The sequence below is a fragment of the Paenibacillus xylanexedens genome, assembly GCF_001908275.1.
Classification (GTDB): domain Bacteria; phylum Bacillota; class Bacilli; order Paenibacillales; family Paenibacillaceae; genus Paenibacillus; species Paenibacillus xylanexedens_A.
In genome coordinates this window covers 5,515,769-5,537,384 of the sequence record NZ_CP018620.1, presented here as the reverse complement: position 1 = coordinate 5,537,384, position 21,616 = coordinate 5,515,769, and the positions used below count along the sequence as shown (strand labels likewise).

General features: G+C 45.1%; 23 protein-coding genes and 1 tRNA gene. 20 read left to right on the top strand and 4 right to left on the bottom strand.

Translation table 11 applies throughout. The features are described 5' to 3' along the window. Nucleotides 1-114 precede the first annotated feature (114 nt). From BS614_RS24240 to BS614_RS24220, 6 genes are all read left to right on the top strand, one after another. Entirely contained in the window at nucleotides 115-1,665 is a 1,551-nt protein-coding gene (locus BS614_RS24240; RefSeq protein ID WP_074095831.1) for a hypothetical protein, read from the top strand. Nucleotides 1,666-1,845: 180 nt separating this feature from the next. Beyond that, a complete protein-coding gene (locus tag BS614_RS24235; RefSeq protein ID WP_074095830.1) occupies nucleotides 1,846-2,661 on the top strand; it encodes an alpha/beta fold hydrolase in 816 nt (271 codons plus the stop codon). Nucleotides 2,662-2,702: 41 nt separating this feature from the next. After that, nucleotides 2,703-2,873, top strand: coding sequence for a hypothetical protein (locus BS614_RS24230; protein ID WP_167544416.1), 171 nt, complete (start codon nucleotides 2,703-2,705; stop codon nucleotides 2,871-2,873). Nucleotides 2,874-3,048: 175 nt separating this feature from the next. Beyond that, nucleotides 3,049-3,723 (top strand): hypothetical protein, encoded by a 675-nt coding sequence (locus BS614_RS24225; RefSeq protein ID WP_074095828.1) that lies wholly within the window; start codon nucleotides 3,049-3,051, stop codon nucleotides 3,721-3,723. Between the two features lie 116 nt (nucleotides 3,724-3,839). Beyond that, entirely contained in the window at nucleotides 3,840-3,953 is a 114-nt protein-coding gene (locus BS614_RS31310; protein ID WP_082219140.1) for a YjcZ family sporulation protein, read from the top strand. Between the two features lie 159 nt (nucleotides 3,954-4,112). Beyond that, nucleotides 4,113-4,442, top strand: a complete 330-nt coding sequence (locus tag BS614_RS24220) for a DUF1904 family protein (protein ID WP_074095827.1) — start codon at nucleotides 4,113-4,115, stop codon at nucleotides 4,440-4,442. 41 nt (nucleotides 4,443-4,483) lie between these two features. On the opposite strand, the gene BS614_RS24215 is transcribed toward BS614_RS24220, so the two are convergent. Continuing rightward, nucleotides 4,484-5,707, bottom strand: coding sequence for an MFS transporter (locus BS614_RS24215; RefSeq protein WP_074095826.1), 1,224 nt, complete (start codon nucleotides 5,705-5,707; stop codon nucleotides 4,484-4,486). Between BS614_RS24215 and BS614_RS32635 the strand changes: the two genes are divergently transcribed. From BS614_RS32635 to BS614_RS24200, 3 genes are all read left to right on the top strand, one after another. Further along, on the top strand, nucleotides 5,700-6,062 hold the full coding sequence (locus BS614_RS32635; RefSeq protein ID WP_157116192.1) for a hypothetical protein: 363 nt from the start codon (nucleotides 5,700-5,702) through the stop codon (nucleotides 6,060-6,062). The two genes, BS614_RS24215 and BS614_RS32635, sit on opposite strands and share 8 nt — an antisense overlap. Nucleotides 6,063-6,348: 286 nt before the next feature. Next, complete coding sequence (locus BS614_RS24205) at nucleotides 6,349-7,497, top strand: sensor histidine kinase (RefSeq protein ID WP_074095825.1); 1,149 nt, start codon at nucleotides 6,349-6,351, stop codon at nucleotides 7,495-7,497. 109 nt (nucleotides 7,498-7,606) lie between these two features. Continuing rightward, a complete protein-coding gene (locus BS614_RS24200) occupies nucleotides 7,607-8,089 on the top strand; it encodes a NucA/NucB deoxyribonuclease domain-containing protein (RefSeq protein WP_047843725.1) in 483 nt (160 codons plus the stop codon). A 194-nt stretch (nucleotides 8,090-8,283) separates the two neighbouring features. Here the strand turns inward: BS614_RS24200 and BS614_RS24195 are convergent, their stop codons facing one another. Continuing rightward, nucleotides 8,284-8,508 carry a hypothetical protein gene (locus BS614_RS24195; RefSeq protein ID WP_017687353.1) on the bottom strand — a complete coding sequence of 75 codons (225 nt, stop codon included), beginning with the start codon at nucleotides 8,506-8,508 and terminating at the stop codon, nucleotides 8,284-8,286. A gap of 207 nt (nucleotides 8,509-8,715) precedes the next feature. On the opposite strand from BS614_RS24195, the gene BS614_RS24190 reads away from it, so the two are divergent. The 3 genes from BS614_RS24190 to BS614_RS24180 all read left to right on the top strand — a co-directional run bounded on the left by BS614_RS24190 (nucleotide 8,716) and on the right by BS614_RS24180 (nucleotide 12,781). Next, a complete protein-coding gene (locus BS614_RS24190; protein ID WP_047843724.1) occupies nucleotides 8,716-9,165 on the top strand; it encodes a general stress protein in 450 nt (149 codons plus the stop codon). A 236-nt stretch (nucleotides 9,166-9,401) separates the two neighbouring features. After that, nucleotides 9,402-9,487: transfer RNA gene (locus BS614_RS24185), tRNA-Leu, on the top strand. 372 nt (nucleotides 9,488-9,859) lie between these two features. Further along, nucleotides 9,860-12,781 (top strand): insulinase family protein, encoded by a 2,922-nt coding sequence (locus BS614_RS24180; protein WP_074095824.1) that lies wholly within the window; start codon nucleotides 9,860-9,862, stop codon nucleotides 12,779-12,781. Nucleotides 12,782-12,930: 149 nt separating this feature from the next. Here BS614_RS24180 and BS614_RS24175 read toward each other — a convergent pair whose 3' ends face one another. Next, nucleotides 12,931-13,638: a helix-turn-helix domain-containing protein gene (locus BS614_RS24175; protein WP_074095823.1), complete on the bottom strand. Its 708-nt coding sequence runs from the start codon at nucleotides 13,636-13,638 to the stop codon at nucleotides 12,931-12,933. Between the two features lie 250 nt (nucleotides 13,639-13,888). On the opposite strand from BS614_RS24175, the gene BS614_RS24170 reads away from it, so the two are divergent. From BS614_RS24170 to BS614_RS32420, 5 genes are all read left to right on the top strand, one after another. After that, a complete protein-coding gene (locus BS614_RS24170; RefSeq protein WP_074095822.1) occupies nucleotides 13,889-15,109 on the top strand; it encodes a MalY/PatB family protein in 1,221 nt (406 codons plus the stop codon). 240 nt (nucleotides 15,110-15,349) lie between these two features. Continuing rightward, a complete protein-coding gene (gene ung / locus BS614_RS24165) occupies nucleotides 15,350-16,018 on the top strand; it encodes a uracil-DNA glycosylase (RefSeq protein WP_017687368.1) in 669 nt (222 codons plus the stop codon). A 19-nt stretch (nucleotides 16,019-16,037) separates the two neighbouring features. Then, nucleotides 16,038-16,457 carry a hypothetical protein gene (locus tag BS614_RS24160; protein ID WP_017687369.1) on the top strand — a complete coding sequence of 140 codons (420 nt, stop codon included), beginning with the start codon at nucleotides 16,038-16,040 and terminating at the stop codon, nucleotides 16,455-16,457. A 466-nt stretch (nucleotides 16,458-16,923) separates the two neighbouring features. Then, entirely contained in the window at nucleotides 16,924-17,508 is a 585-nt protein-coding gene (locus BS614_RS24155) for an LOG family protein (protein WP_017687370.1), read from the top strand. Nucleotides 17,509-17,628: 120 nt separating this feature from the next. Then, the gene (locus BS614_RS32420) at nucleotides 17,629-17,757 is read left to right on the top strand and encodes a hypothetical protein (RefSeq protein ID WP_255319930.1); all 129 of its coding nucleotides are present in this window, start codon (nucleotides 17,629-17,631) and stop codon (nucleotides 17,755-17,757) included. Nucleotides 17,758-17,975: 218 nt separating this feature from the next. Here BS614_RS32420 and BS614_RS24150 read toward each other — a convergent pair whose 3' ends face one another. Next, nucleotides 17,976-18,242, bottom strand: coding sequence for a hypothetical protein (locus BS614_RS24150; RefSeq protein ID WP_036674861.1), 267 nt, complete (start codon nucleotides 18,240-18,242; stop codon nucleotides 17,976-17,978). 231 nt (nucleotides 18,243-18,473) lie between these two features. Here BS614_RS24150 and BS614_RS24145 point away from each other — a divergent pair, with 231 nt between their 5' ends. The 3 genes from BS614_RS24145 (at nucleotide 18,474) to BS614_RS24135 (ending at nucleotide 21,573) form a co-directional block, all read left to right on the top strand. Then, entirely contained in the window at nucleotides 18,474-19,211 is a 738-nt protein-coding gene (locus tag BS614_RS24145; RefSeq protein WP_074095821.1) for a glycerophosphodiester phosphodiesterase, read from the top strand. Between the two features lie 272 nt (nucleotides 19,212-19,483). After that, entirely contained in the window at nucleotides 19,484-20,539 is a 1,056-nt protein-coding gene (locus BS614_RS24140) for a FecCD family ABC transporter permease (RefSeq protein ID WP_074095820.1), read from the top strand. Between the two features lie 2 nt (nucleotides 20,540-20,541). Then, nucleotides 20,542-21,573 carry a FecCD family ABC transporter permease gene (locus BS614_RS24135; protein ID WP_074095819.1) on the top strand — a complete coding sequence of 344 codons (1,032 nt, stop codon included), beginning with the start codon at nucleotides 20,542-20,544 and terminating at the stop codon, nucleotides 21,571-21,573. The last annotated feature ends 43 nt before the right edge of the window (nucleotides 21,574-21,616 follow it).

Below are 21,616 nucleotides of genomic sequence, written 5' to 3'. Positions count from 1 at the left end.
GGTGGGGTTCTATGATATAATGCATTACAGAGATTGAATGGTATTGGAAATAAAATAATACGTGAACATCTGAGAAACGTATGAAATTAGTGATAGAAAGCAGGTTTCCGTTTAATGACGTCAAATGAAAGTCAACGTTTTCGTTACAGTGAAGCTCCAGTATGGGATTGGCAGAGAGCTTATTATGAACAGAAGGGGCTACAAGCTTGGACAGAGAACCAAGTCCCTCAATATATTACGAGTAATCCGATGATTGCCACGGCGTATGCAGAGATGATCTTTGGTTTTCTTCAGGACCTCTCGAACAAAGGAAAGATCAGCGAGACCATAACCATTCTTGAACTTGGAGCGGGTGTAGGGCGTTTGGCACATCAAGTTCTCCTGAAACTGATTGAGTTAAAAGAATTTGCTGGAATACAGTTACCGCCTTTCAGATATGTGATGACGGATCTGGTTGCAGAGAATGTGCTGGGATGGAAAGAGCATCCATCCATGCAATCCTTTATTGAACAAGGTATAGTGGATTTTGCACGTTTTGATGCTGTAACGGATACAGAATTGAATCTGGTCGTTGCAGGCACGGTTATTCGGCCCGGTGATCTGAAACAACCGTTGTTGTTGATTGCTAATTACTTTTTTGACAGCATTCCACAGGAATTAATCTACATTGGGGATGGCGAGATCTATGAGTGCGATCTGCTTGTTCAGTCTCCGGATCGGCGTCTTGATCTTGAGCCCGCTGAGATGTTGAAGAACATGACGCTGAGTTATGAGTATCGCCGAGCGCCCGAATACAGTGCGGATAACTATCCGTATCAGGAGCTTATCACATTGTACAAAGAGGAACTGGAGGATTCGCACATTCTGTTCCCTTCAATCGGGTTGTCCTGTCTCGAACGGTTGAACAAACTGTCACAGTCAGGTTATGTGTTGATTACCGCTGATAAAGGGGATCATCGCCTGGATAACTGGAAGTTCGCAGAGCCACCTGAATTTGTTCTTCACGGGAGTTTTTCTCTAACGGCTAACTACCATGCCATTCAATATGTCTTGGAACAACAGGGTGCCCATACACGATTCACAACACATCATTATAAAGATCTGAATGTTGGGTGCATGTTGATGGTTGAAGAACCCATTAGTTATGTGAACACACGTCTGGCTTACCATCGATTTGTTGAACGGTTTGGACCAGATGACTTTTTCAGCATGAAACAATGGGTAGACTCTCGAATAGAGAGTATGGAGTTAAAGCATATTTTGCCGTTTTGGCGTCTGGGTGGATATGATGCTGAGTTCTTGATTCACAGTGCTACCCACATTTCCAGTCTTCTTCCTGACGCAAGTGATGAGGAAATGCTCGATATTCAGTCTGGTATTCATACGATGTGGTCGTCCTACTATGTGATGGAGCAGCAAGGAGGTCTCGCATTTTTGGCAGGGCAGCTATTATATGAGATGTATATGTACGAGGATGCAAAACGGTTTCTGGAGATATCATTGGTTGCAGATCCGAGTAACCATAATCCAGCCGTCTTATACGATTTGGCTGTGTGCTGTTATGAACTTGAACTGGAAGAAGAAACCCTGTCATATACGCATAAAGTATTGGCTCTGGAACCTGATCATGAAGAGGCAGGGGATTTACTGAGAAGTTTCGAGTGATATTTTTATAGGCTAATAAACAGTACGGCTCCGTATGAATACGGGGGTGTGCTGTTTATTTGTATTGGACTGAAATGAGACCAGATACAAATTAAAGAATATAATTCTTTAATTTACATAATGACCCATTGTAGATATACTTTTCATATAATCTACTTCATATTTTAAGGAGGATATTTAATGAAGAGTAAATTAGTTTTAATTTTGACGTTTTGTCTCGTGTTTCTGATTCCTTCAGAATTAGTAGAAGGGAAATCAAGCCAGGTCGGTTCGAGTGGTTTGTATGAAGTTAGTAACGGAGTATCGTTATATGCCGAAATACAAGGAATAAAACATTCTTTTCCCACGGTAGTTTTTATTAGTGGATATGGAGATAGTTCAACGATCTGGTCAGAAGTTCAATCTGAGATAGCAAAGCATACTTTGACAGTATCTTATGATCGTGCTGGACTTGGATTTAGCGGAGATACAAATAAAGATAAAACGACGAAACAACAAGTGAAAGAATTGCATAAGTTGCTAAGAAAAGCTAATATACCTGGGCCATATTTACTGGTTGGACATAGTATTGGAGGTTTGAATGTCAGAGCATTTGCTGATCGTTATACTTCTGAAGTGGCTGGCGCAGTTCTGATAGACTCTTCTCATGAAAATCAGGAAGAGGCAATTTTGGCAACATTACCACCAGAGATTATAGATTTATACAAGTCGCAGTTTTCAGCAGAGGGCGACTATACGGAAGTGACAAAAAGCTTTTCATTTGTTGGTAAAATACGTAAAAATGATGCATTGCGCCATACTCCATTAACGGTGATTTCAGCGACGGAACACGGAATGGGTCCTGAGATGGAAGTGAAGTGGGCAGAATTGCAAGAAGACCTGGCTACTCTATCCGATAAAGCCAATCATATTACCGTCGAAGGTTCTGGCCATTACGTACATTTAGAGAATCCTGCACTTGTTGTAGATGAGATTATTTCGTTGCTTAAGGATTGAAGGTACATTAAATTATGTTAAACGAAAAAGGAGCTGATGTTATGAAAAAGATTCTGACCATAATGTTTTATCCATTTGTGGCGGTGCTGGGAGCGTTGGGTGCGAATCCAGCAGCGACTGCTGATTCGATACTATTGGCTAAGGATATCGCTACAGATCGAAGCTATGATGGGCAGGCTATATATAATAGTATTGAACGTAGAAATGCCTAACTACATATCATTCAACTGTAAAGGTAATTGTTTCACCGAGCAATAACATGAGAACCAATTACTCTTGAAGCGAAGTGCGTTGAGCAGGAATATTACCTGTCCGTACAACCTTTAAGCCGGTTTCGTACCTTATTCAGGTATGAACCGGCTTTTATTTATGAATGGGGGATACCAGATGAAGATTATCATTGGACAACCGAGGCTCGAACAGGATTTGTTGCAGCTTGAAGCCGAACTCAAGCAACACCCGGATGCAGATGTATTGCTCTTTCCTGAAGGTTATCTGAACCAGAATGTCAAAGACGCTTGCCGCCTGGCGGCTGAATATGGAACCATGATTGTATCAGGTCATCGCAGGTTGGACGAACGTCCAAAGGACCGATCGATTATCATCAGTAAGGCTGGAGAGATTGTATTGGTGAAAGCTAAATATACACCTGCTGAGACGGTTGAGGAACAGGGTTGGGTAATAAGCACTTTGTTGTGTGATGAGCTGGTTCTGCAAGGATTTCGCAATGAGAATATAGGGGATGTGGACATTGTGATGCATTCCATTGGTGTGGGCATGTTCAGTGAAGAGCAGTACAGTGAGTGGGCCGAAGAGGCTCGGCAGATCGCCATGAAGCATCAATGTATTGTCATGGGCACAAGCCATGCGGATGGTTCGTACCATGATAGCGAGATCTCCATTCCGATCGCCTATTGTATAACACCTGATGGAGAGGTTGTTCTGGCATCCCGAAGTGATACACGTACTCGTACAATCCTTCTGGACAGAGGAAATACAGACCCTTCACCTCAGGAGTCACAAGAAAAACAACTGAAAATTTCCATAGCCCCATCCGGTTAAATTAACGGGTATGGATCCCAGATGAATGGGCTGTTGAACTTGCCGATTCGCCCGGTCACTTGCACGGAATACGCATATGTTATGGCATACCTTGAAATTCAAAGGAGGCCAATCAAATGAGTCAAGTTGGATACGGTTGTTGTAATGCTGGTGGCGGATGGACTTCTACAAGTGCAATTCTTGTGCTTTTCATCCTGCTCGTGATCATCACAAAATCTTTCTGGCTGTAAGTCACGTGTAGAAACGTGCAAACAGTGGCTCCGCTGAGACTTCAGCGGGGCTTTTCCTGTTTATAAGAAGCAACATATGCCATCCATGACATTTGACAACTGAAAACAATGTGCTTAAAATCACATAAGAGACTATTAACAGAGATTGAAGGGATAGCAATGCCGTTTATTCGCTTTAAAGGATTCACTGGTCCTCAGCTAGAGGAAGTTGTACCCCAAATTACAGAGCAGATGGCCCTAATTACTCATATTCCAAAAGAGAGAATGAAGGCAGAGCGTCATGATGTACAAGCGCTAACACCTTCTCCGGCTTCTATAGAGATTCTGATGTTTCAACGTGACCAGGAGATTCATAATCGGATTGCATCGTCGGTGCAAGCTATTTTGGAAGAAGCATACATGCCGGATGTGCATATTTTCTTCAATATATTGTCACCTACTTTGTATTATAAAAAAGGCAGGCCGCTGACAGATTATCGATTGGATTGAGATTGTGAGGGACGAGCAGAATGTTGCTCGTCTCTTTTGATTTACATATTTTTCGTATGTTTAGCAATGGGCTGGTTCCTGTGAACCCTGCTCAACGATAATGAGCATATCGCAGACACAATAAACAAGGCTCCGCCGATAAGGTATACCCATCGAACGCCCAGTTGATCGGCGACTAGACCAAAGATGACTATGGATACACTCATAACGGTGGATATCAGGACGCCATGAGTGGCGTATACCTTGTTTAGGGATTCGACAGGTACACTGTTCTGAAGCGCTGTCTGCTGAGCCACATCACGAATCTGATGAACTGGACCCTTGAGTATGCATAACACCAGAGCGAGCCATGGCAGGTTGTTTAGACCATAAACGACGGTCAGTAGGCTGAAGAGAAGAGAACCCATGGTCATACTAGCGATTAGATGCTTCTGAATACGTTTGGCTAGTGCAAGAGCCAGAATACCTCCAAGCATGGTTCCAGCAGCGTAACTCGAGTTCATGAGTCCCCACCAACCTTCTCCTCGTCCCAGAGCTTCTTTTGCAAAGGCTAGCGTAACAGCTCCGATCCAGATGGAACCCGCAAGAGCCTGGGCAATGTCCATAAGCGTAATCAGTCGTAAGGTTGGATTCTTCCAAAGTATACTCCAACCTTCCCTCAATACATTCCGCGATACAGCAGATTTCTGAGGTTGTTCTACATTCCGTGTGAGCGAGCCCATGGCAATCATGAAGATCAGAACGGCCCAGGACAGGCTTGTAGCTGCCCAGAAGGTCTGTGACGCCCCCCAGTTCATCACGGCGAATCCCGTCATGGCGTAACCGACAATGGTTACAGTCTGATTGGAGAAAGATAGTAGGCTATTTGCTTTTATAAGGTCTTCACCTTGAACCAATCGTGGCGTTAAAGTCTTCAGTAACGGAGTTTCCCATCCGTCCAAGAAGGATAGTACAATCACTCCGAGCAATAGAAGCGGCAGTTGTGAAATCAAGTGATTCAACGAAATGGCTATACAGGTCATGATTAATGTTTTGGCTATGGAAATGCTGATCAATAGTCTGGAGAATGGGAAACGGTTCACAAGTAATGGCAAAGTGAGACCTGCTATTATGCGTGCAATGATCTGAATCAGTGGAAACATTGCAGCAGAGAGTACCGATCCAGTGAGACCGTATATAAATGTAGTAATGACCATGATATATATGACATTAATAAGCGAGAGCAGCGTTTTGGCGGCCCAGTACGGATAAAATGCGATGTTCATGCCAATGATGTCCTTTCCGAAACGATATATCTATACTACGGGCATTGTCATCATTGCACCACAAACAAAGTTATCATTTTCCCGTCATTTCATCACAAAAAACTGCCCAACAGGGCAGTCATCTTCTAATGCCTATAGTTCATGCCATAGCAAGTGTGAAGGCGATAAGCAACATCAGCAGGCTGGTCGTTCTGACCATAGTCATATAAGGCCTGCTGGGTTCGGCTTCACCCTGGGAAATCCAGCCATAGCGCAGATACCAGCCGAATTTTGGAAAACAGAGATTGATGATACAGAGTACCATGAATATAAAAAAGAGGGTTCTCATACCCATCTTCCTTTCTCACTTACATAACGGATCTTATTTTAACGTTTGCGTCTGGTAAAAAAGACTACAATCAAAATAATAATGATGATAATTAACAGAAATTTCATGTATGTTCCTCCTGGTGAGTAGTTAGGTTATTGTGGAATGTTAGTTATCAACTATTACCCAAGAACCACATGACTTGAATAACTATGTTACAATTAAAATATATTGATTTAATATCAACACATTCCGACTGGTTAGTTTTCTCTCCTTATAATGTACGATTGCAGAATATATAAACATTAATGTGTGTGAGATGAAGGAGGAAGGCATGAGCCAACATAATCAACTCTCATTACAATGGGAATTTATCATCTCGAAAGTGAAATCCTCCGTGACGGTGGTCGATGCTACCTTGCCTGAGCTTCCGCTCATGTATGTAAACGAACACTTTACCCAACTGACAGGATACACGTATGAAGAGTCTGTCGGACACAATTGCCGATTTTTGCAAGGGCAGGATACAGACCCCGAAACGGTAATGCAGATTCGTGATGCATTAAAGAAACAACAATCCATTAAGATTGATATTTTAAATTATACAAAAAGTGGTCAGAAGTTCTGGAACGAACTGAATATTGATCCGATCTTTAATGAATCCGGAGAGTGTTTATATTTTGTAGGCATTCAATACGATATTTCAGAACGGAAGTATGCCGAACAGCAGTTGAAGTTCGCAACTTCCATGGCTGAGATGAACAGCAGAGGGCAGTTGGAATTCATCGGCAAGCTGAATCACGAGCTTCGTACCCCGCTTAACGGCATTATGGGCATGATCGAACTTGCCAGTATGGGTGAAACTACGGATGAGCAGACAGAATATCTGGAGCTTGCACGTCAATCAGGTGAGGCGCTGCTGAACATCATTAACAATAGCCTGGATATGGCGAAACTGGGCAGAGGCAAAATGGATGTTGAAAACATTGAGTTTCAACCTCTGAAGCTGATTCAACAGATTGTGAAGACACATGAACCTGCGGCGCAGAATAAACAAATACGTCTGCTCTGTCATGCTGATTTGAATGTTCCTGATGTGCTTATCGGTGATCCGCTAAGACTTCGGCAGGTACTGGATAATTTGCTGAGTAATGCGATCAAGTTCACTGAACAAGGTGAAGTGCAGTTACAGGTGGATGTGAGGCAACAACTGATGGATACCGTTGTATTGGTATTCTCTGTACGTGATACGGGAATTGGCATTCCTCAGCATCAGATCGAACAATTGTTTGATGCATTTACCCAGACCGACATCTCCCATGCGCGCCGATTTGGCGGAAGTGGTCTTGGTCTGACCATCTGCAAAGAACTGCTGGAACTGATGAATGGTCAGATTTCGGTGGAGAGTACAGAAGGGAAAGGCACACAGTTTGAGGTGACACTGCCCTTGCTGCGCCAACAGGCCATTCCCAATGTAGGATAATCAATCAAGCAGGACAGCCGGGCGGTCTCGGCTGTTTTTTTATTGTATTGGATTGTTTTACGAACGGGCGTTCTGTTATAATGCAAGTGTTGAATGGGGGAGACACAGCATGAGTAAGAGACGCACAAGAAGAAAGCGTAAAGGCAAACAAGGTTTCAAAAAGCAGGTACTGACGCTGGTAGCAATGCTGCTGGTAGCCCTCTACGCCTGGGCTGGGGGAGAATGGCCCGAGGAGATACCTAATCCATTCGGTGGGACTAATAAGAGTGTAGACCATACCATTACGTTCCCTTCAGAGCGTTATCCCGAAACAGCCAAACATATTAAAGCTGCTATCAAGGCAGGGCATTCGGATGTATGCACCATTAATCGTAATGGAGCGGAAGGCAATCGGGATCTATCACTTAAGGGTGTTCCGGTCAAAAAAGGTAAGGATCGTGACGAGTGGCCCATGGCGATGTGTGCTGAGGGAGGAACAGGTGCAGATATCCAGTACATTACCCCGAAGGATAATCGTGGTGCAGGTTCATGGGTAGGGAATCAGTTAAGTACATATCCGGATGGAACACGAGTGAAGTTTGTAGTGAAGTAACAACAGGATATGGTTGGGCAGAAATAAGGATTGTAAGGCCTTTGTTGTGAGGTCAGTGGCAGCGTGGTACAGGATAAGTAGAAGAGAAAAACCAGACGTGCATGCGTCTGGTTTTTTGGTGTAAAGTGCTGGCATAAATAGATCTAGTTAACGTATCTATACGGGAACTGGAGTTTCTAGGATTACAGAGCCGACTAAACGAGTTGCATTCCGCTTAAATGATGAGAACGGATGCTTAACAGACGCGTAACATGTTCAACCTCATCAAACGGTATCCACAGACTGCCGTGAACCGTACGTAAGGAGAGAATGGATGTATCAGCGGTACGCTCGGGAAATCCGGTTACCGTCTGACCACTTGTATTACGAACCATGATCTGTTGCTTGCGCCGGATGGCAATTTCTACCTCTTTTTTCATAAGTCATTGCTCCTGATTATGAGATGTTAAATCCATATGTCAATGTTTTCAATGGTTAATTTGTCTTCTTTATCTAGTCTATCAGAACTAGGTATAGATTTCCAGAAGAGAAATCAACATTCTTCTAGGTGATTTGTCTTAGCTGTGGATGATCCGTTTTTGAATGGGGATTACGGGGTTATATTAGGGTAAAAGGAGGGGAACGGAATGACACAATTGATTATTGGGCTGGCCCGTACCGAGAACGAGGCTATAATTATGCTGAATAAGGTGAAAGAGGAAGGCATCAAGGATAAATATTTGGGAGCGGTGGCGAAGGAACAGCTCAATCTGGAGCTGGTGAGCGAAAAGACGGGGCTGCCCAAACCTTTGAAGGGTGCCGGAACAGATGGTGCCTTTGGCGCTCTGAAAGGCATATTGGCTGGTCTGGGGAAGCGGATGGATCAGACGATGTCGATCGGAAATGCAGTGCGCAGACTCGCTGGTAATGAGATTGGAAGTGAGACCGATGATTTGGTGCTTACACTGACTGAAGCGGGGATCTCGGAGGAGGATGCGCGGTATTACGAAGATTGGCTGTTAAAGGACCATATCTTGGTTATCGTGGAGTGCAGTGAGGAAGAAGCGGCTCGTGTTCGACCTATTTTACTTTTTTAGTTTAATTTAAGGCTGATTTTAGGTTTCTTTAATGTTGGGGAGGTATTCTTATCTCACACCTCCCTTAATATAGATTGGTTTACCGGAAGTCCGGGACCGCAACTCGGACTTTCTAGGCACTGTGAGCTGACGCTTGCAGTGCCTGTTTCATTTTTTTTATTATTTTTAATAAAAGTGTTGCAAAGTTAATTAGTTCATGGTAAGATATTTCTTGTCGCCAAGAAATACATAATCCTGCCGGGGTGGCGGAATTGGCAGACGCACAGGACTTAAAATCCTGCGGTAGGTGACTACCGTACCGGTTCGATCCCGGTCCTCGGCATCTTAAAAAGAAAGATCGTATGACGCTTGTTAACCAAGCTGCATGCGATCTTTTTTTATGTTCTGTAATATCAATGTCACTTCATTGCAGACCACATCACCATGCAGCTCATAAACATAAACCCTGCATAATACATATCAGAAGGTACATTTATCTGACTTTTATGAAGAGACGGAACAATGGTGTATACTATCCGTAGGCATATATTACCTCTACCTTGCTGAACGATATAGGTTCAACTACACATTTACACGATAACGGAGAGGACAGCTGTTGTTCTGTCATCGGAGTGCCCGTGTAAATAAACATATTTGAACTTATGTAGAGTCACAAAACCAATAAAACAATCTTATGGACGGAGGACTCAAGTTTATGTTGAAACAGCTTAAGCCATACAAGGTGTTACAGGAGCGCAGAATCGAAGAACTGAAATCGGATGCGTATCTGTTGGAACATCAGAAATCCGGAGCCAAAATTGTACTTTTGTCCAATCAGGACGACAACAAAGTATTCAGTATCGGTTTCCGCACACCTCCGGAAGATGATACAGGGGTAGCCCATATCCTCGAACACTCCGTGCTCTGTGGGTCCAAGAAATTTCCGGCCAAGGATTCTTTTGTTGAGTTGCTGAAAGGTTCATTGAATACATTCCTTAACGCCATGACGTATCCCGATAAGACGATCTACCCGATCGCGAGTCGTAATGACCATGATTTCCATAACCTGATGGATATATATCTGGATGCGGTATTGAATACGAATATTTATGAGAATGAAAAGATATTTTTGCAAGAGGGCTGGAACTACAATCTGACCTCTGCAGATGATGAGTTAACCTACAACGGAGTTGTATATAACGAGATGAAGGGTGCCTTTTCTTCACCGGAACGAATGGTGCGCAGAGAAGTGCTGAACTCCCTTTTCCCGGATACTACGTACTCCTCCGAGTCTGGCGGGTTCCCGGAAGCTATCCTGGATCTGACTTATCAGGGGTTGCTGGATTTCCACACGAGATACTATCATCCTTCCAACAGTTACATCTATCTCTACGGCGATATGGACATGGAAGAGAAGCTGCAATGGCTGGATGAAAACTATCTGAGTGCATATGATCGAATTGAGATTGATTCGGCCATTCAACTTCAACCTGCCTTTGCAGAACGGGTAGACACGGTTAAGACTTACTCTGCGGGAAGTACGGAATCGGAAGTGGATAACAGCTTCTTAACCTATAACGCGGTGATCGGCACAAGTCTGGATAAGGAACTGAACATCTCGTTCCAAATTTTGTTATATGCACTGCTGAACGCTCCGGGAGCGGTACTGAAGCAGGCGTTGCTGGATAAGGGCATTGCGAAGGACGTCTACGGTTCCTATGATGACAGTCTGTATCAACCTGTATTCACTGTGGGACTGAAGAAGAGCAATCTGTCTAGCAAAGAGGATTTCCTGGGAACGGTCAAAGAAGTGCTTGAGCGTGTGGTAAAAGAAGGTTTTGATCCTAAAGCGCTACTCGCAGGGATTAACTCATATGAGTTCAATCACAGGGAAGCGGACTATGGCAGAATGCCGAAGGGCCTGATCTACGGATTCTCTTCCCTGCAAAGCTGGTTGTACGATGAAGATGCACCTTTCACCCATTTGGAGGCCAATGACGTATTTGCTGAGCTGCGGACAAAAATGAACGAGGGTTACTTCGAACAATTGATCGAGAAGTATTTATTACAAAACACACATACTTCTTTTGTGGCGCTTACCCCGGATAAGGGGCTGAACTCACGCAAGGAGGAAGCGTTGAAAGAACGTCTGAAAACTATTCAGGCTGGTCTTAGTGAGGAAGAAGTTCAGACGTTGATTCAGAAAACGGAAGCTCTCGCCGAGTATCAGAATACACCTTCAACCAAAGAGCAGCAGCAGGTCATCCCGACGTTATCGATCGAAGATATTGAACCGAAGGTCTCTACGTTGCATCAAACGGTGAACCAGGTCGACGGCACAACCATTCTCCATCATAACCTCTACACCAACGGAATTGGTTATCTGAGACTGCTGTTTGATATCAAAGAAGTGCCACGTCATCTCCTGCCGTATGCAGGATTGCTGAAAAATGTGTTGGGTTACGTGGATACTCAAAACTACTCGTTCAATGAATTGTCCAATGAAATCCATATCCATTCAGGTGGTATTCATAGCGGGATTGGATCTTATGCTAACGCGCATAAGCACAATGAATTCAAGGCTACTTATGAGTTCAACGCGAAAGTGTTGTATGACAAGCTTGGATTTGCCTTTGATATGATCAAAGAAATCGTGTTCACTTCCCAATTCGATAATTCGAAGCGATTGTATGAGATCATCTCTCAAATGAAAGGTAATCTGCAACGTAATCTGATCAATAGTGGACATTCAGCAGGAATTGGCCGGTCTTCGTCCAAACATTCAGCGGTTGCGGATTTCAGAGAAGCTGTGAGTGGTATCGCGTTTTACCAGTGGCTTGAGGATCTTCAGGCGAACTTTGAGGCGAGAAAAGAAGAGTTATCTTCCAGTCTGCAAGAGTTGACGGGGTATATTTTCAGACCGGAGAACTTGCTTGTCAGCTATACTGCCGATGAGCAGGGATATGAAGGACTGGAGCAACAGGTATCCGACCTGAAAGCGAAGCTGTTTACACATGAGGTTGCCAAGGAAGAGTTTACGTTCACACCGGCTACTCATAAGGAAGGATTCCGTTCTCCTTCAGAGGTGCAGTATGTGGTGCAAACGGGCAATTATATCAACAAAGGATATCAATACACAGGTTCACTACGGGTCTTGCAGGGGATACTGTCTCTGGATTACTTGTGGACCAATATCCGCGCCAAAGGTGGAGCTTATGGCTGTATGTCAGGCTTCAGACGGAACGGAGACAGCTACGTTGCATCGTATCGTGATCCGAACCTGGATAAAACGTACAAAGTATATGAAGAAATACCGCAATATTTGAAAGATTTCCGGGCAGACGAGCGGGAGATGACGCGTTATATCATTGGTGCGATTCAGGATCTCGATACGCCGAGGACACCTTATGGCGAAGGTGCATTCTCGCTGGAGTGTTATCTGTCGAATGTGACTGAAGCGGATCTACAACAGGAACGTGACGAAGTGTTAAGTACAAAGGAAAGCGACATTATCGGTTTTGCTGAGCTTTTATCGGCCGTACTTAAACAGCAACAGCGCTGCGTGATCGGTAATGAGAACAAGATTGAGGAACAGAAACAAATGTTTGACGAGACGCTGGATTTAATTAAAAACTAAGCATTAGTCGCTTATTTCCGGGTCGAATAGGCAGCAAAGCAAAAGGCACTTTTATGAGCTGGTTTCAACAGCTTATAGAAGTGCCTTTTCTAATGGGGAGGGACTGTCTCCATCCATATGATATGAGAATGTGTGACACGCTGCGTTGTTCAGGTGACAGCGAGCATGTTGTATATTTTCAGGGTCCGCAGATCTTCCTTTGAAATTTTTAATTCATTATATAACTCCTGATTCTCGGGCAGCGGGGTTCTGGAGAATAACATTTTGAGCGCAATAGGCATGAAAGGTCTGAAAGAGACACCCGCCATCAGTCCCCATTTTTTCTCCGATTCCTGAAAAGACGCCAGAATATTAATATATAGATTCTCCAGCGGCGTGGCCTGATTTTTCAAAATCAGCGTGGTGAGTGTATCATAATGCTCGGTGTGGCCCCAATACATATTCTCGCACTCCTGGTAGTTCTCAAAATCCTTCACATTCATATACATCACGGTGCGATAACGGTTGGCATCCGACTGAGCCATCATGTCAATGACACAACGAATGAGACTGTTGTTCCGCCCATCATAGAAGTAAGAATAGAAACGTGTGGAGTTCTTGAAAAAGCTGGACGGGACCGCATTCATCAGGGGAGACGCGTGTCTGGGATCTTGGTACAAGAGTTGCTCCACCTGAATGTTGAGCGCGTTAGCAATATGGTGTAACGTGACCAGATCAAGTGTAATATCTCCGCTCTCATATTTGGACAGCGTGCCTTTGCTTTTGAAGATCTGATCCGCAAGCTGTTGAATGGTCAGTCCCCGCCACTTCCGAAAGTTTCGTATTTTCTTGCCAACTTCCTGATTGATATTGTTCATAATCGGTTCTCCTTATGCCAATGTTTCTTGAGAGTACGTGAAAATGATGAAAGTCATTCATAAAAATGATGTTATATGAGAAATATATCACTTTTTCACGGAAATACCTATTTTGGAGAAACAATAAACTTCATTTGTTTCGTCAGAATAGATTGTATTACATTTGATGCAATTCCTGCGTCATGAAATAATGGATGTAATACGACATGAAACGACAATGAAATGTTGAGCAGACAGAGGAGCAGAAGCTATGAAATATAACTTTGATGAGATTATAGACCGCACAGGTACAAATGCCATGAATACGGATGGTTTCCGTCAATATATTTTTAATGCCACAGAGGACATGACTTTTCCATTCAAAGATGAAGAATTTATTCGCATGTGGATTGCAGATATGGAGTTCGCCACACCTCCCGAGATTCTGGATGCAGTTAAGGAGCGTCTGGACCGTAGAATCATGGGTTACTCCCAGGTGTTTGATCCGGCGTATTACGAAGCTGTCTCGAACTGGATGAAAAGATACTATGACTGGTCCTTCCCGAAGGAGCATTTGGAGACCTCAAACGGGATCATTCCCGCTTTGTATGAACTGGTGGAATATATCTGTCAGTCGGATGAGAAAGTACTGATCGTGACCCCATCCTATGGTTTCTTCAAGTCAGCTGCGGAGCATAATGATCTTGAACTGGTATGTTCGGATATGCTCAACGAGCAGGGGCGTTACTCCATTGATTTTGAGGATTTTGAAGCCAAGGCCAAGGATGAGAAGGTAAGGGTATGTATTTTCTGCAACCCGCATAATCCGTCTGGACGTGTCTGGACAACCGAAGAGTTACAACGTGTGGGTGAGATCTGCCTGAGGAACAACGTATGGGTCATTTCGGATGAGATTCACTGTGATCTGCTGCGGACGGGTAAGAGGCATACGCCACTTGCAAAGCTGTTCCCGGATACGGATCGAATCATTACATGCATGTCTCCGAGCAAAACATTCAACATGGCTGGTCTGATGTTCTCCAATGTCATCATTCCAAATAAGGCACTTCGAGACATCTGGCAGGCACGTCATTATGGTTTCAAAAACCCACTGAGCATCGCTGCCACTCAAGCGGCTTACGAAACGGGTGATGAATGGCTGAAACAATTAAAAGGTTATCTAGACGCCAATTTCGCCTGCGTAGAACAGTATGTGAAGCAGCATCTGCCACGGGCTGTTTTTCACATCCCGGAAGCCACGTATCTGGCCTGGATTGATATCTCGGCATATGCGCCCCCAAGTGTAAGTTTACCTTTATTCTTCGCTGAGCAAGCGGGTGTATTGCTCGAAGATGGTCATATGTTTGTAGCCAATGGTGAGGGTTGTATTCGGTTGAATCTGGCTTGTCCGCGTTCTGTCCTTCAGGAAGGGTTACGAAGAATCAGCAGTGTACTTGTGAAAGAAGTCGAAGAGGTACCCGTTCAAGTGTAAATTCATCAAGTCATCACGCAACAGCGAGGTGACTTTTTTGTATGAATATACTGAATGTAGCAAGAATACGGTTTTTTTTGAGGTGGACTTATACCTGATGCGCAATTCTGGTCTGCTGTCCCCGGTTATGTTAAAATGGTGGATAGTCTATGAGTTGCATGACATGCGGCTCTCAGAAGGTAGAGCCCAGTAGTTGGGCTGAACGAAACTGCATTCATCAGGGGAAAGGAGCCTATACATATGTTTGGAAACGATTGGGACAAGGTGCTTCAGGAAGAGACGGAAGCCGAATATTTTAACAAGATTCGTTACACTCTCGCCGCCGAGTACAAAACGCAGACGGTCTTTCCGCCCAAAGAAGACCTGTTCTCCGCACTGAAGCTGACGCCATATCATCAGGTTAAGGCTGTTATTATTGGTCAAGACCCTTATCACGGAGCGGGTCAGGCTCATGGATTGAGCTTTTCGGTTAGACCGGGGGTGCGCGTACCGCCTTCTCTGAAAAATATATATAAGGAACTTCATGCCGATCTGGACCTGCCAATTCCGAATCATGGATCTCTGGTTCATTGGGCACAGCAGGGAGTCTTGCTATTAAATGCTGTTCTGACGGTTCGTGAAGGTCAGCCTAACTCGCATCAGGCACTAGGGTGGCAGACATTTACGGATGCTGTCATTCGTGCGCTGAATGAACGTTCGGAGCCGATGGTATATATGCTGTGGGGCAGTCATGCCCAGAAGAAAGGTGCTTTTATTAACAGGGACAAGCACCTGGTACTGGAGTCTACACATCCCAGCCCGCTGGCTGCGCATCGTGGATTCCTTGGCAGTCGTCCCTTTTCCAAAGCCAATGATTTCTTGACCTCCAAAGGTATTGAACCGATTGATTGGAAGATACCTGAAAACTAGACAGATGGAGGTGAGAACATTGCGACATTGGATAGGACGAAAAGTAGCGGTATATCGTGCAACAGGCATACGGGAGCCATTGAAGGGAACGCTGGTTGAGTGGGATGAAGAAGCGGAATGTGTACGGATCGGACCGAAACGGATTAAGGTATCGTTTGACAATATCGCAATGATCAGACCTCTTCCCGAAGAGAGTCTTCCCTTAAAGAAAGCGCGTTCTGAAGTGCACAAGGTTGGATATGTGATGAAAAAGGCGATTCAGTTCGAAAATGCGATCTATTTCAAGTCACAGGTTATGATCTGGCGCCGGGCCAAAATTGTAGCGTTATCCACGACGATTCTGCGTCATGACGAGGATCAGGTTGAACTTGCAGATGGTCGGGTTCTTCGTAAAGACAAGCATATGTTTGTCGTACGTTCACGCCGTGGGATACGTTAGTTATACGAAGATTTAATAATCATTTCATGCAAAAATCATACGGATTTAATATTTGGTCTGTATATTAGGTAATAACAACCCCTTCTAAATTGATGTGTATTGAAATGGGAGCCCGACCGGCTGCAAACGGTCGGGTATTTTTTTGCCCATTGGTTCTGTTAACCTGTTGTACGTTGTACATACCCATAACATTCATGTTGTATACTATTAAAATAGAAAATTGAACTAAACATTTACACGAGAACGTAGAGGGCAGAAATAACCTGAAGAAGCGGAGCGTTCGCCTAAAAGCTTTCTGAAAGAAAGCTACATCGGAAGCATACGCTATCCCAAGATATTCACCTTTGTAAAATTGAATCAAAAAATCTGGGGATAACAGCGATCGGAAGGTTGTTCTGTCATCGAAGTGGCAAGTGTAAATATTCTTTAGTTCAATCTAAAAGATCACGAGAAGGAGTGAAACCCAATGAAACGTATAGCTGTTTTTGCAGGCTCCAATCCGGGAAATCACCCCGATTATACAGAGAAGGCTGTTCAACTGGGCAAACAGATTGCTGATAGTGGTTATGCACTGGTCTATGGTGGTTCTTGCATGGGCTTGATGGGTGCAGTAGCCGATGCTGCTCTTGAACAAGGGGGAGAGGTTATCGGGGTTATGCCTACCGGATTGTTCCGGGGAGAGGTTGTTCATGGAGGGCTCACACAACTGATTGAAGTGGGAACCATGCATGAACGGAAGGCTACGATGGCTGAATTATCCGATGGATTCATTGCACTTCCCGGAGGGATGGGTACATTTGAAGAACTATTCGAGGTGCTGTGCTGGGCACAGATCGGTATTCATCGTAAGCCTGTTGGCTTATTAAATGTCAACGGATATTATGGACCGTTAATGAAGATGGTAGAACACAGCGTACAGGAAGGATTCTCCAACACCTCCCATCTTAGTCTGTGGAGTCTGGAAGCTGATCCGGCTGAACTGATCAAACAAATGTCATCCTATATTCCTGCAGAGCTGACTCAGAAGTGGTCACAACTCAACGGGAAATGAGTGCATAAGAAGACGGGCCTGAACCTACTCGTTCCTCGGGAGAATTTTCGATCTGCCCAAGCAAGTTGCGCTATCGGACATAGTCTATAGTGTACTTCGATGAAGAGGGGAGTGTCACTCATGAGCGAACTCAAAGGCACAGGTTACGGATATTGCGGAGGCTTCGGTGGTGGAGCATGGACATCAACAGGTGCAATTCTGGTATTGTTCATTCTGTTGGTTATTATCTCTCGCACATTCATTCTGTAATTCGGTCAGTATCCCGGGACGAGGATTAAGCTGCAGAGGCAGCGCCCGAATAAAAAATGACCTTTCCAAAGAGACGCCGGTATATGCCGGCGTTTCAGGGGAACGGTTTTTTGACGTTTCCAGCATACGTTGAGTAATTGAAAAAGCAAAAACCTGCCCCTGAATAAGGTCAGAAGCAGGAGAGAGCCTCCTGAGCCATTAGCTGCGCAACAAGTAGCTTACACCACAACAGCAGTTTGATCCGGATTACTTAACGATTTCCAGGCGATATATAGCCCGATGGCGGCTGCAATTAAGGAGAGTATTGCTGCAACAATAGCCAGCTGATCCAGTGTGTTGGGTGAACTGGAGTTAAGAGAACGCTGATTAGCCGTCTTGCCGGATTTGTTTTTGATATGGACAGATGTTCTGGAAAGCCTGGAAGCCGACTGTAACTGGGATGTGTGAGGACGCGTAGGTATCGATTTTTTCTTTGAGGGATTCAATAGTCAACCTCCTTATAACGGAGTTCAGTGCTTCCATCGTTCATACTATGTTATGTCGATTTTCAGATTGAGTTCGCAAAAATGAGTGAATCCCCAGCCCGTTAGATGTTGAACTCGGTCGCTAGTATTAGCGAAGCAGGCAACCGATTATACGTTCTGTTAATACAGGTCTAACAAACCGTGTTTATAGTGATGATCATAGAGTGAAGCTTGAACACAGGAGGCGCTGGAATGAGGAACATGGAGATTATTGCCCACCGTGGTGCATCTGCCGTATGCCCGGAGAATACGATGAGCGCTTTTGAACGAAGTCTGGAGCTTGGAGCGACAGGCATTGAGACCGATGTGCAGATGACGAGTGATGGCAGACTGGTACTGATTCATGATGAGACGTTAAGTCGAACTGGCGGCGCAGAAGGCTGGGTTAAGGATACGACTTACGATCAATTGCGCACACGGGATGCGGGGTCCTGGTTCCATGCTGATTTTACCGGGGAACGTATTCCTTCTCTGGAGGAGTTATTCAAGCTGGTACAGGGGAAAGGAACCCTGCTTAATCTGGAATTGAAAAATGGTATTGTGAGTTATAAAGGGATGGAAGAGAAGGTCATACAGGCGATCCGGGAATGGAATCTGGAGCAACAGGTTGTGCTGTCCAGCTTCAATCATGCTTCGCTTGTGAGATGTAAACGTCTTGCCCCGGAGATTCGTACAGCACTTCTATATATGGAAAAGTTATATCGTCCCTATGATTATGCCGCCAAACTCGAAGCTTCAGGCCTTCATCCCTACAAGCTGGCCGTCACACAAGAGGATGTTGCTGCTGCACTGGCACATGGCGTTGTTACCTATCCATTTACGGTGAATGATCCTGCTGAGATGCAGGCCATGATTGACATGGGTGTGCAAGGAATCATTACCGATGTTCCGGATGTCCTGGCATCCTTACTTACGGTACATGCTCGTTAAACGAGTCTGTATTTTACATGTTCTACATAGGCAATGATAAGGCTGTGTTCGAGCTTTTTGGCTCCTGCGCAGCCTTTTTGGGTGTAAAATTGTGTGAAAATCTTCATATATGCAATAAACATGTCCTATTTGTCCATTGCCAGAGCCGGTGGATTCACTTACAATGGTCTATGGGAATGAGAATCAATATCATTAAAGTTTGGTATTTATAGAGAGGTGATTGTTATGTACATAGGTTTGAGCAGCTCCACTCATAACGAGGGTGGGCGCGTATGAATTCACAAGCTTCACCAGAAAAACATAATCCGGATTCACCCACAGCGAAGATACACACTCGTCCGTGGGCAGCGACACTTATTCTTACAGGGGGAGTTTTGCTACTCGCTCTGGGTATGGCGTTGTCCATTTCATTTGGCGCTGCTGATATTAAGCTTAGTGTAGTCTGGAAGGCCATCTTTGATTTCAATCCTGAGCTGACTCCACATCAGATCATATGGGAGATTCGATTACCACGTATCCTTGGAGGAGCAATGGTAGGTGCATGTTTCGCTGTAGCTGGTGCGATCATGCAGGGCATGACTCGTAACCCGCTGGCCGATTCAGGTCTGCTTGGGTTAAATGCGGGCGCTGGATTTGCGCTTGCAGTTTGTTTTGCCTTCTTTCCTGGCTTGCCATTTATGTATATCATCATGTATTCCTTCCTTGGGGCAGGGCTTGGTGTCCTGTTGGTTTATGGTTTTGGTGCAGCTTCCAAATCAGGTCTTACACCACTACGCCTTGTGCTTGCAGGTGCGGCTGTATCAGCGATGTTGTCGGCACTCAGTGAAGGGATTGCATTGTATTTCAGAATTGGACAAGATCTGGCTTTCTGGACAGCCGGTGGTGTAGCCGGAACGAAGTGGTCTCAACTTGAGGTCATGTTCCCCTGGGTACTCGCGGCCCTGATCGCAGGTCTTCTCATCTCCCGTTCCATTACTCTGCTTAGTCTCGGAGAAGATATTGCGGTAGGCTTGGGGCAACGTACTGGGCTGATCAAGCTCATAGGCCTGATTGTTGTACTGATTCTCGCGGGTACCGCTGTGTCCGTGGTGGGTGCGGTCGGTTTTGTTGGACTCATCATTCCCCATCTTACGCGGAAGCTGGTTGGGGTCGATTATCGCTGGATTATTCCATGTTCCGCTGTGATGGGCAGTTTGCTGCTTGTATTTGCGGATCTGGCTGCACGTATGATTAACCCGCCGTACGAGACGCCAATTGGCGCATTGGTTGCCCTCATCGGGGTACCATTCTTCCTGTATCTGGCGCGTAAAGAAAGGAGGACTCTGTAACGATGGAATCCTCAACAATAGTTGGAGCAGAGCGCAAGAAGAGAACCAAGAGTACGATTGTCCTCATTGTGCTTGCCCTATTAATTATTACGGCTTTTGTGGTGAGCATGAACACAGGTTTTACCAAGCTTTCGCCGCTTGAGGTGATGCGAACCCTGTTTGGTGGAGGCACGGCTAAACAGGAATTGATCCTGTTTGAATTCCGTCTGCCACGTATTGTGATTTCGGTGCTGGTCGGGGCCGGACTTGCGTTATCTGGTTGTATTTTGCAGGGAGTATCTCGGAATGCGTTGGCAGATCCGGGGATCCTCGGGATTAATGCAGGTGCTGGTCTGGTCGTCATGTTATTTGTTTCCTTTTTCCCGACAACGACAGCAGCGCCGGTATTTCTTTTGCCAATTCTGGCCCTGATCGGTTCCGGTTTTGCTGCATTTCTGATCTACATTCTCTCTTACAAAAAAGGAGAGGGCATCCTGCCTACGCGTATGTTGCTTACAGGGATCGGGGTAGCAGCGGGAATCAGTTCTGCCATGATCGTGCTTACGTTAAGGCTTAGTCCGGAAAAGTATCAATTTGTAGCTACCTGGATGGCAGGCAGCATCTGGGGTTCGAACTGGAAATTTGTAACGGCATTGCTACCGTTTCTTATTATTCTTGTCCCGCTAGTTCTGTATAAGGCACGTGTATTGAACGTACTGAATCTGGGGGACCAGACTGCAAGCGGACTCGGGACTCCGGTTGAGCGTGAGCGACTGATTTTGCTTGCGGCTGCTGTAGGACTTGCCGGCTCATGTGTATCTGTGAGTGGGGGGATCGGTTTTGTAGGTCTAATCGGACCGCATTTGGCGCGTCGTCTGGTGGGTCCAAAACATCAATTCCTGTTACCCGCATCTGCACTGATCGGTTCATTGCTTGTACTGGTTGCAGATACGCTGGGTCGTGTCATCCTGCAGCCTTCGGAGATTCCTGCGGGGATCCTGGTTGCCATTATTGGTGCACCATACTTCCTGTACCTCTTAAGCAAGACGAAATAGAACGTAATCACCATTGTGTGGTTGCATAAGGAGGACTTCAGTC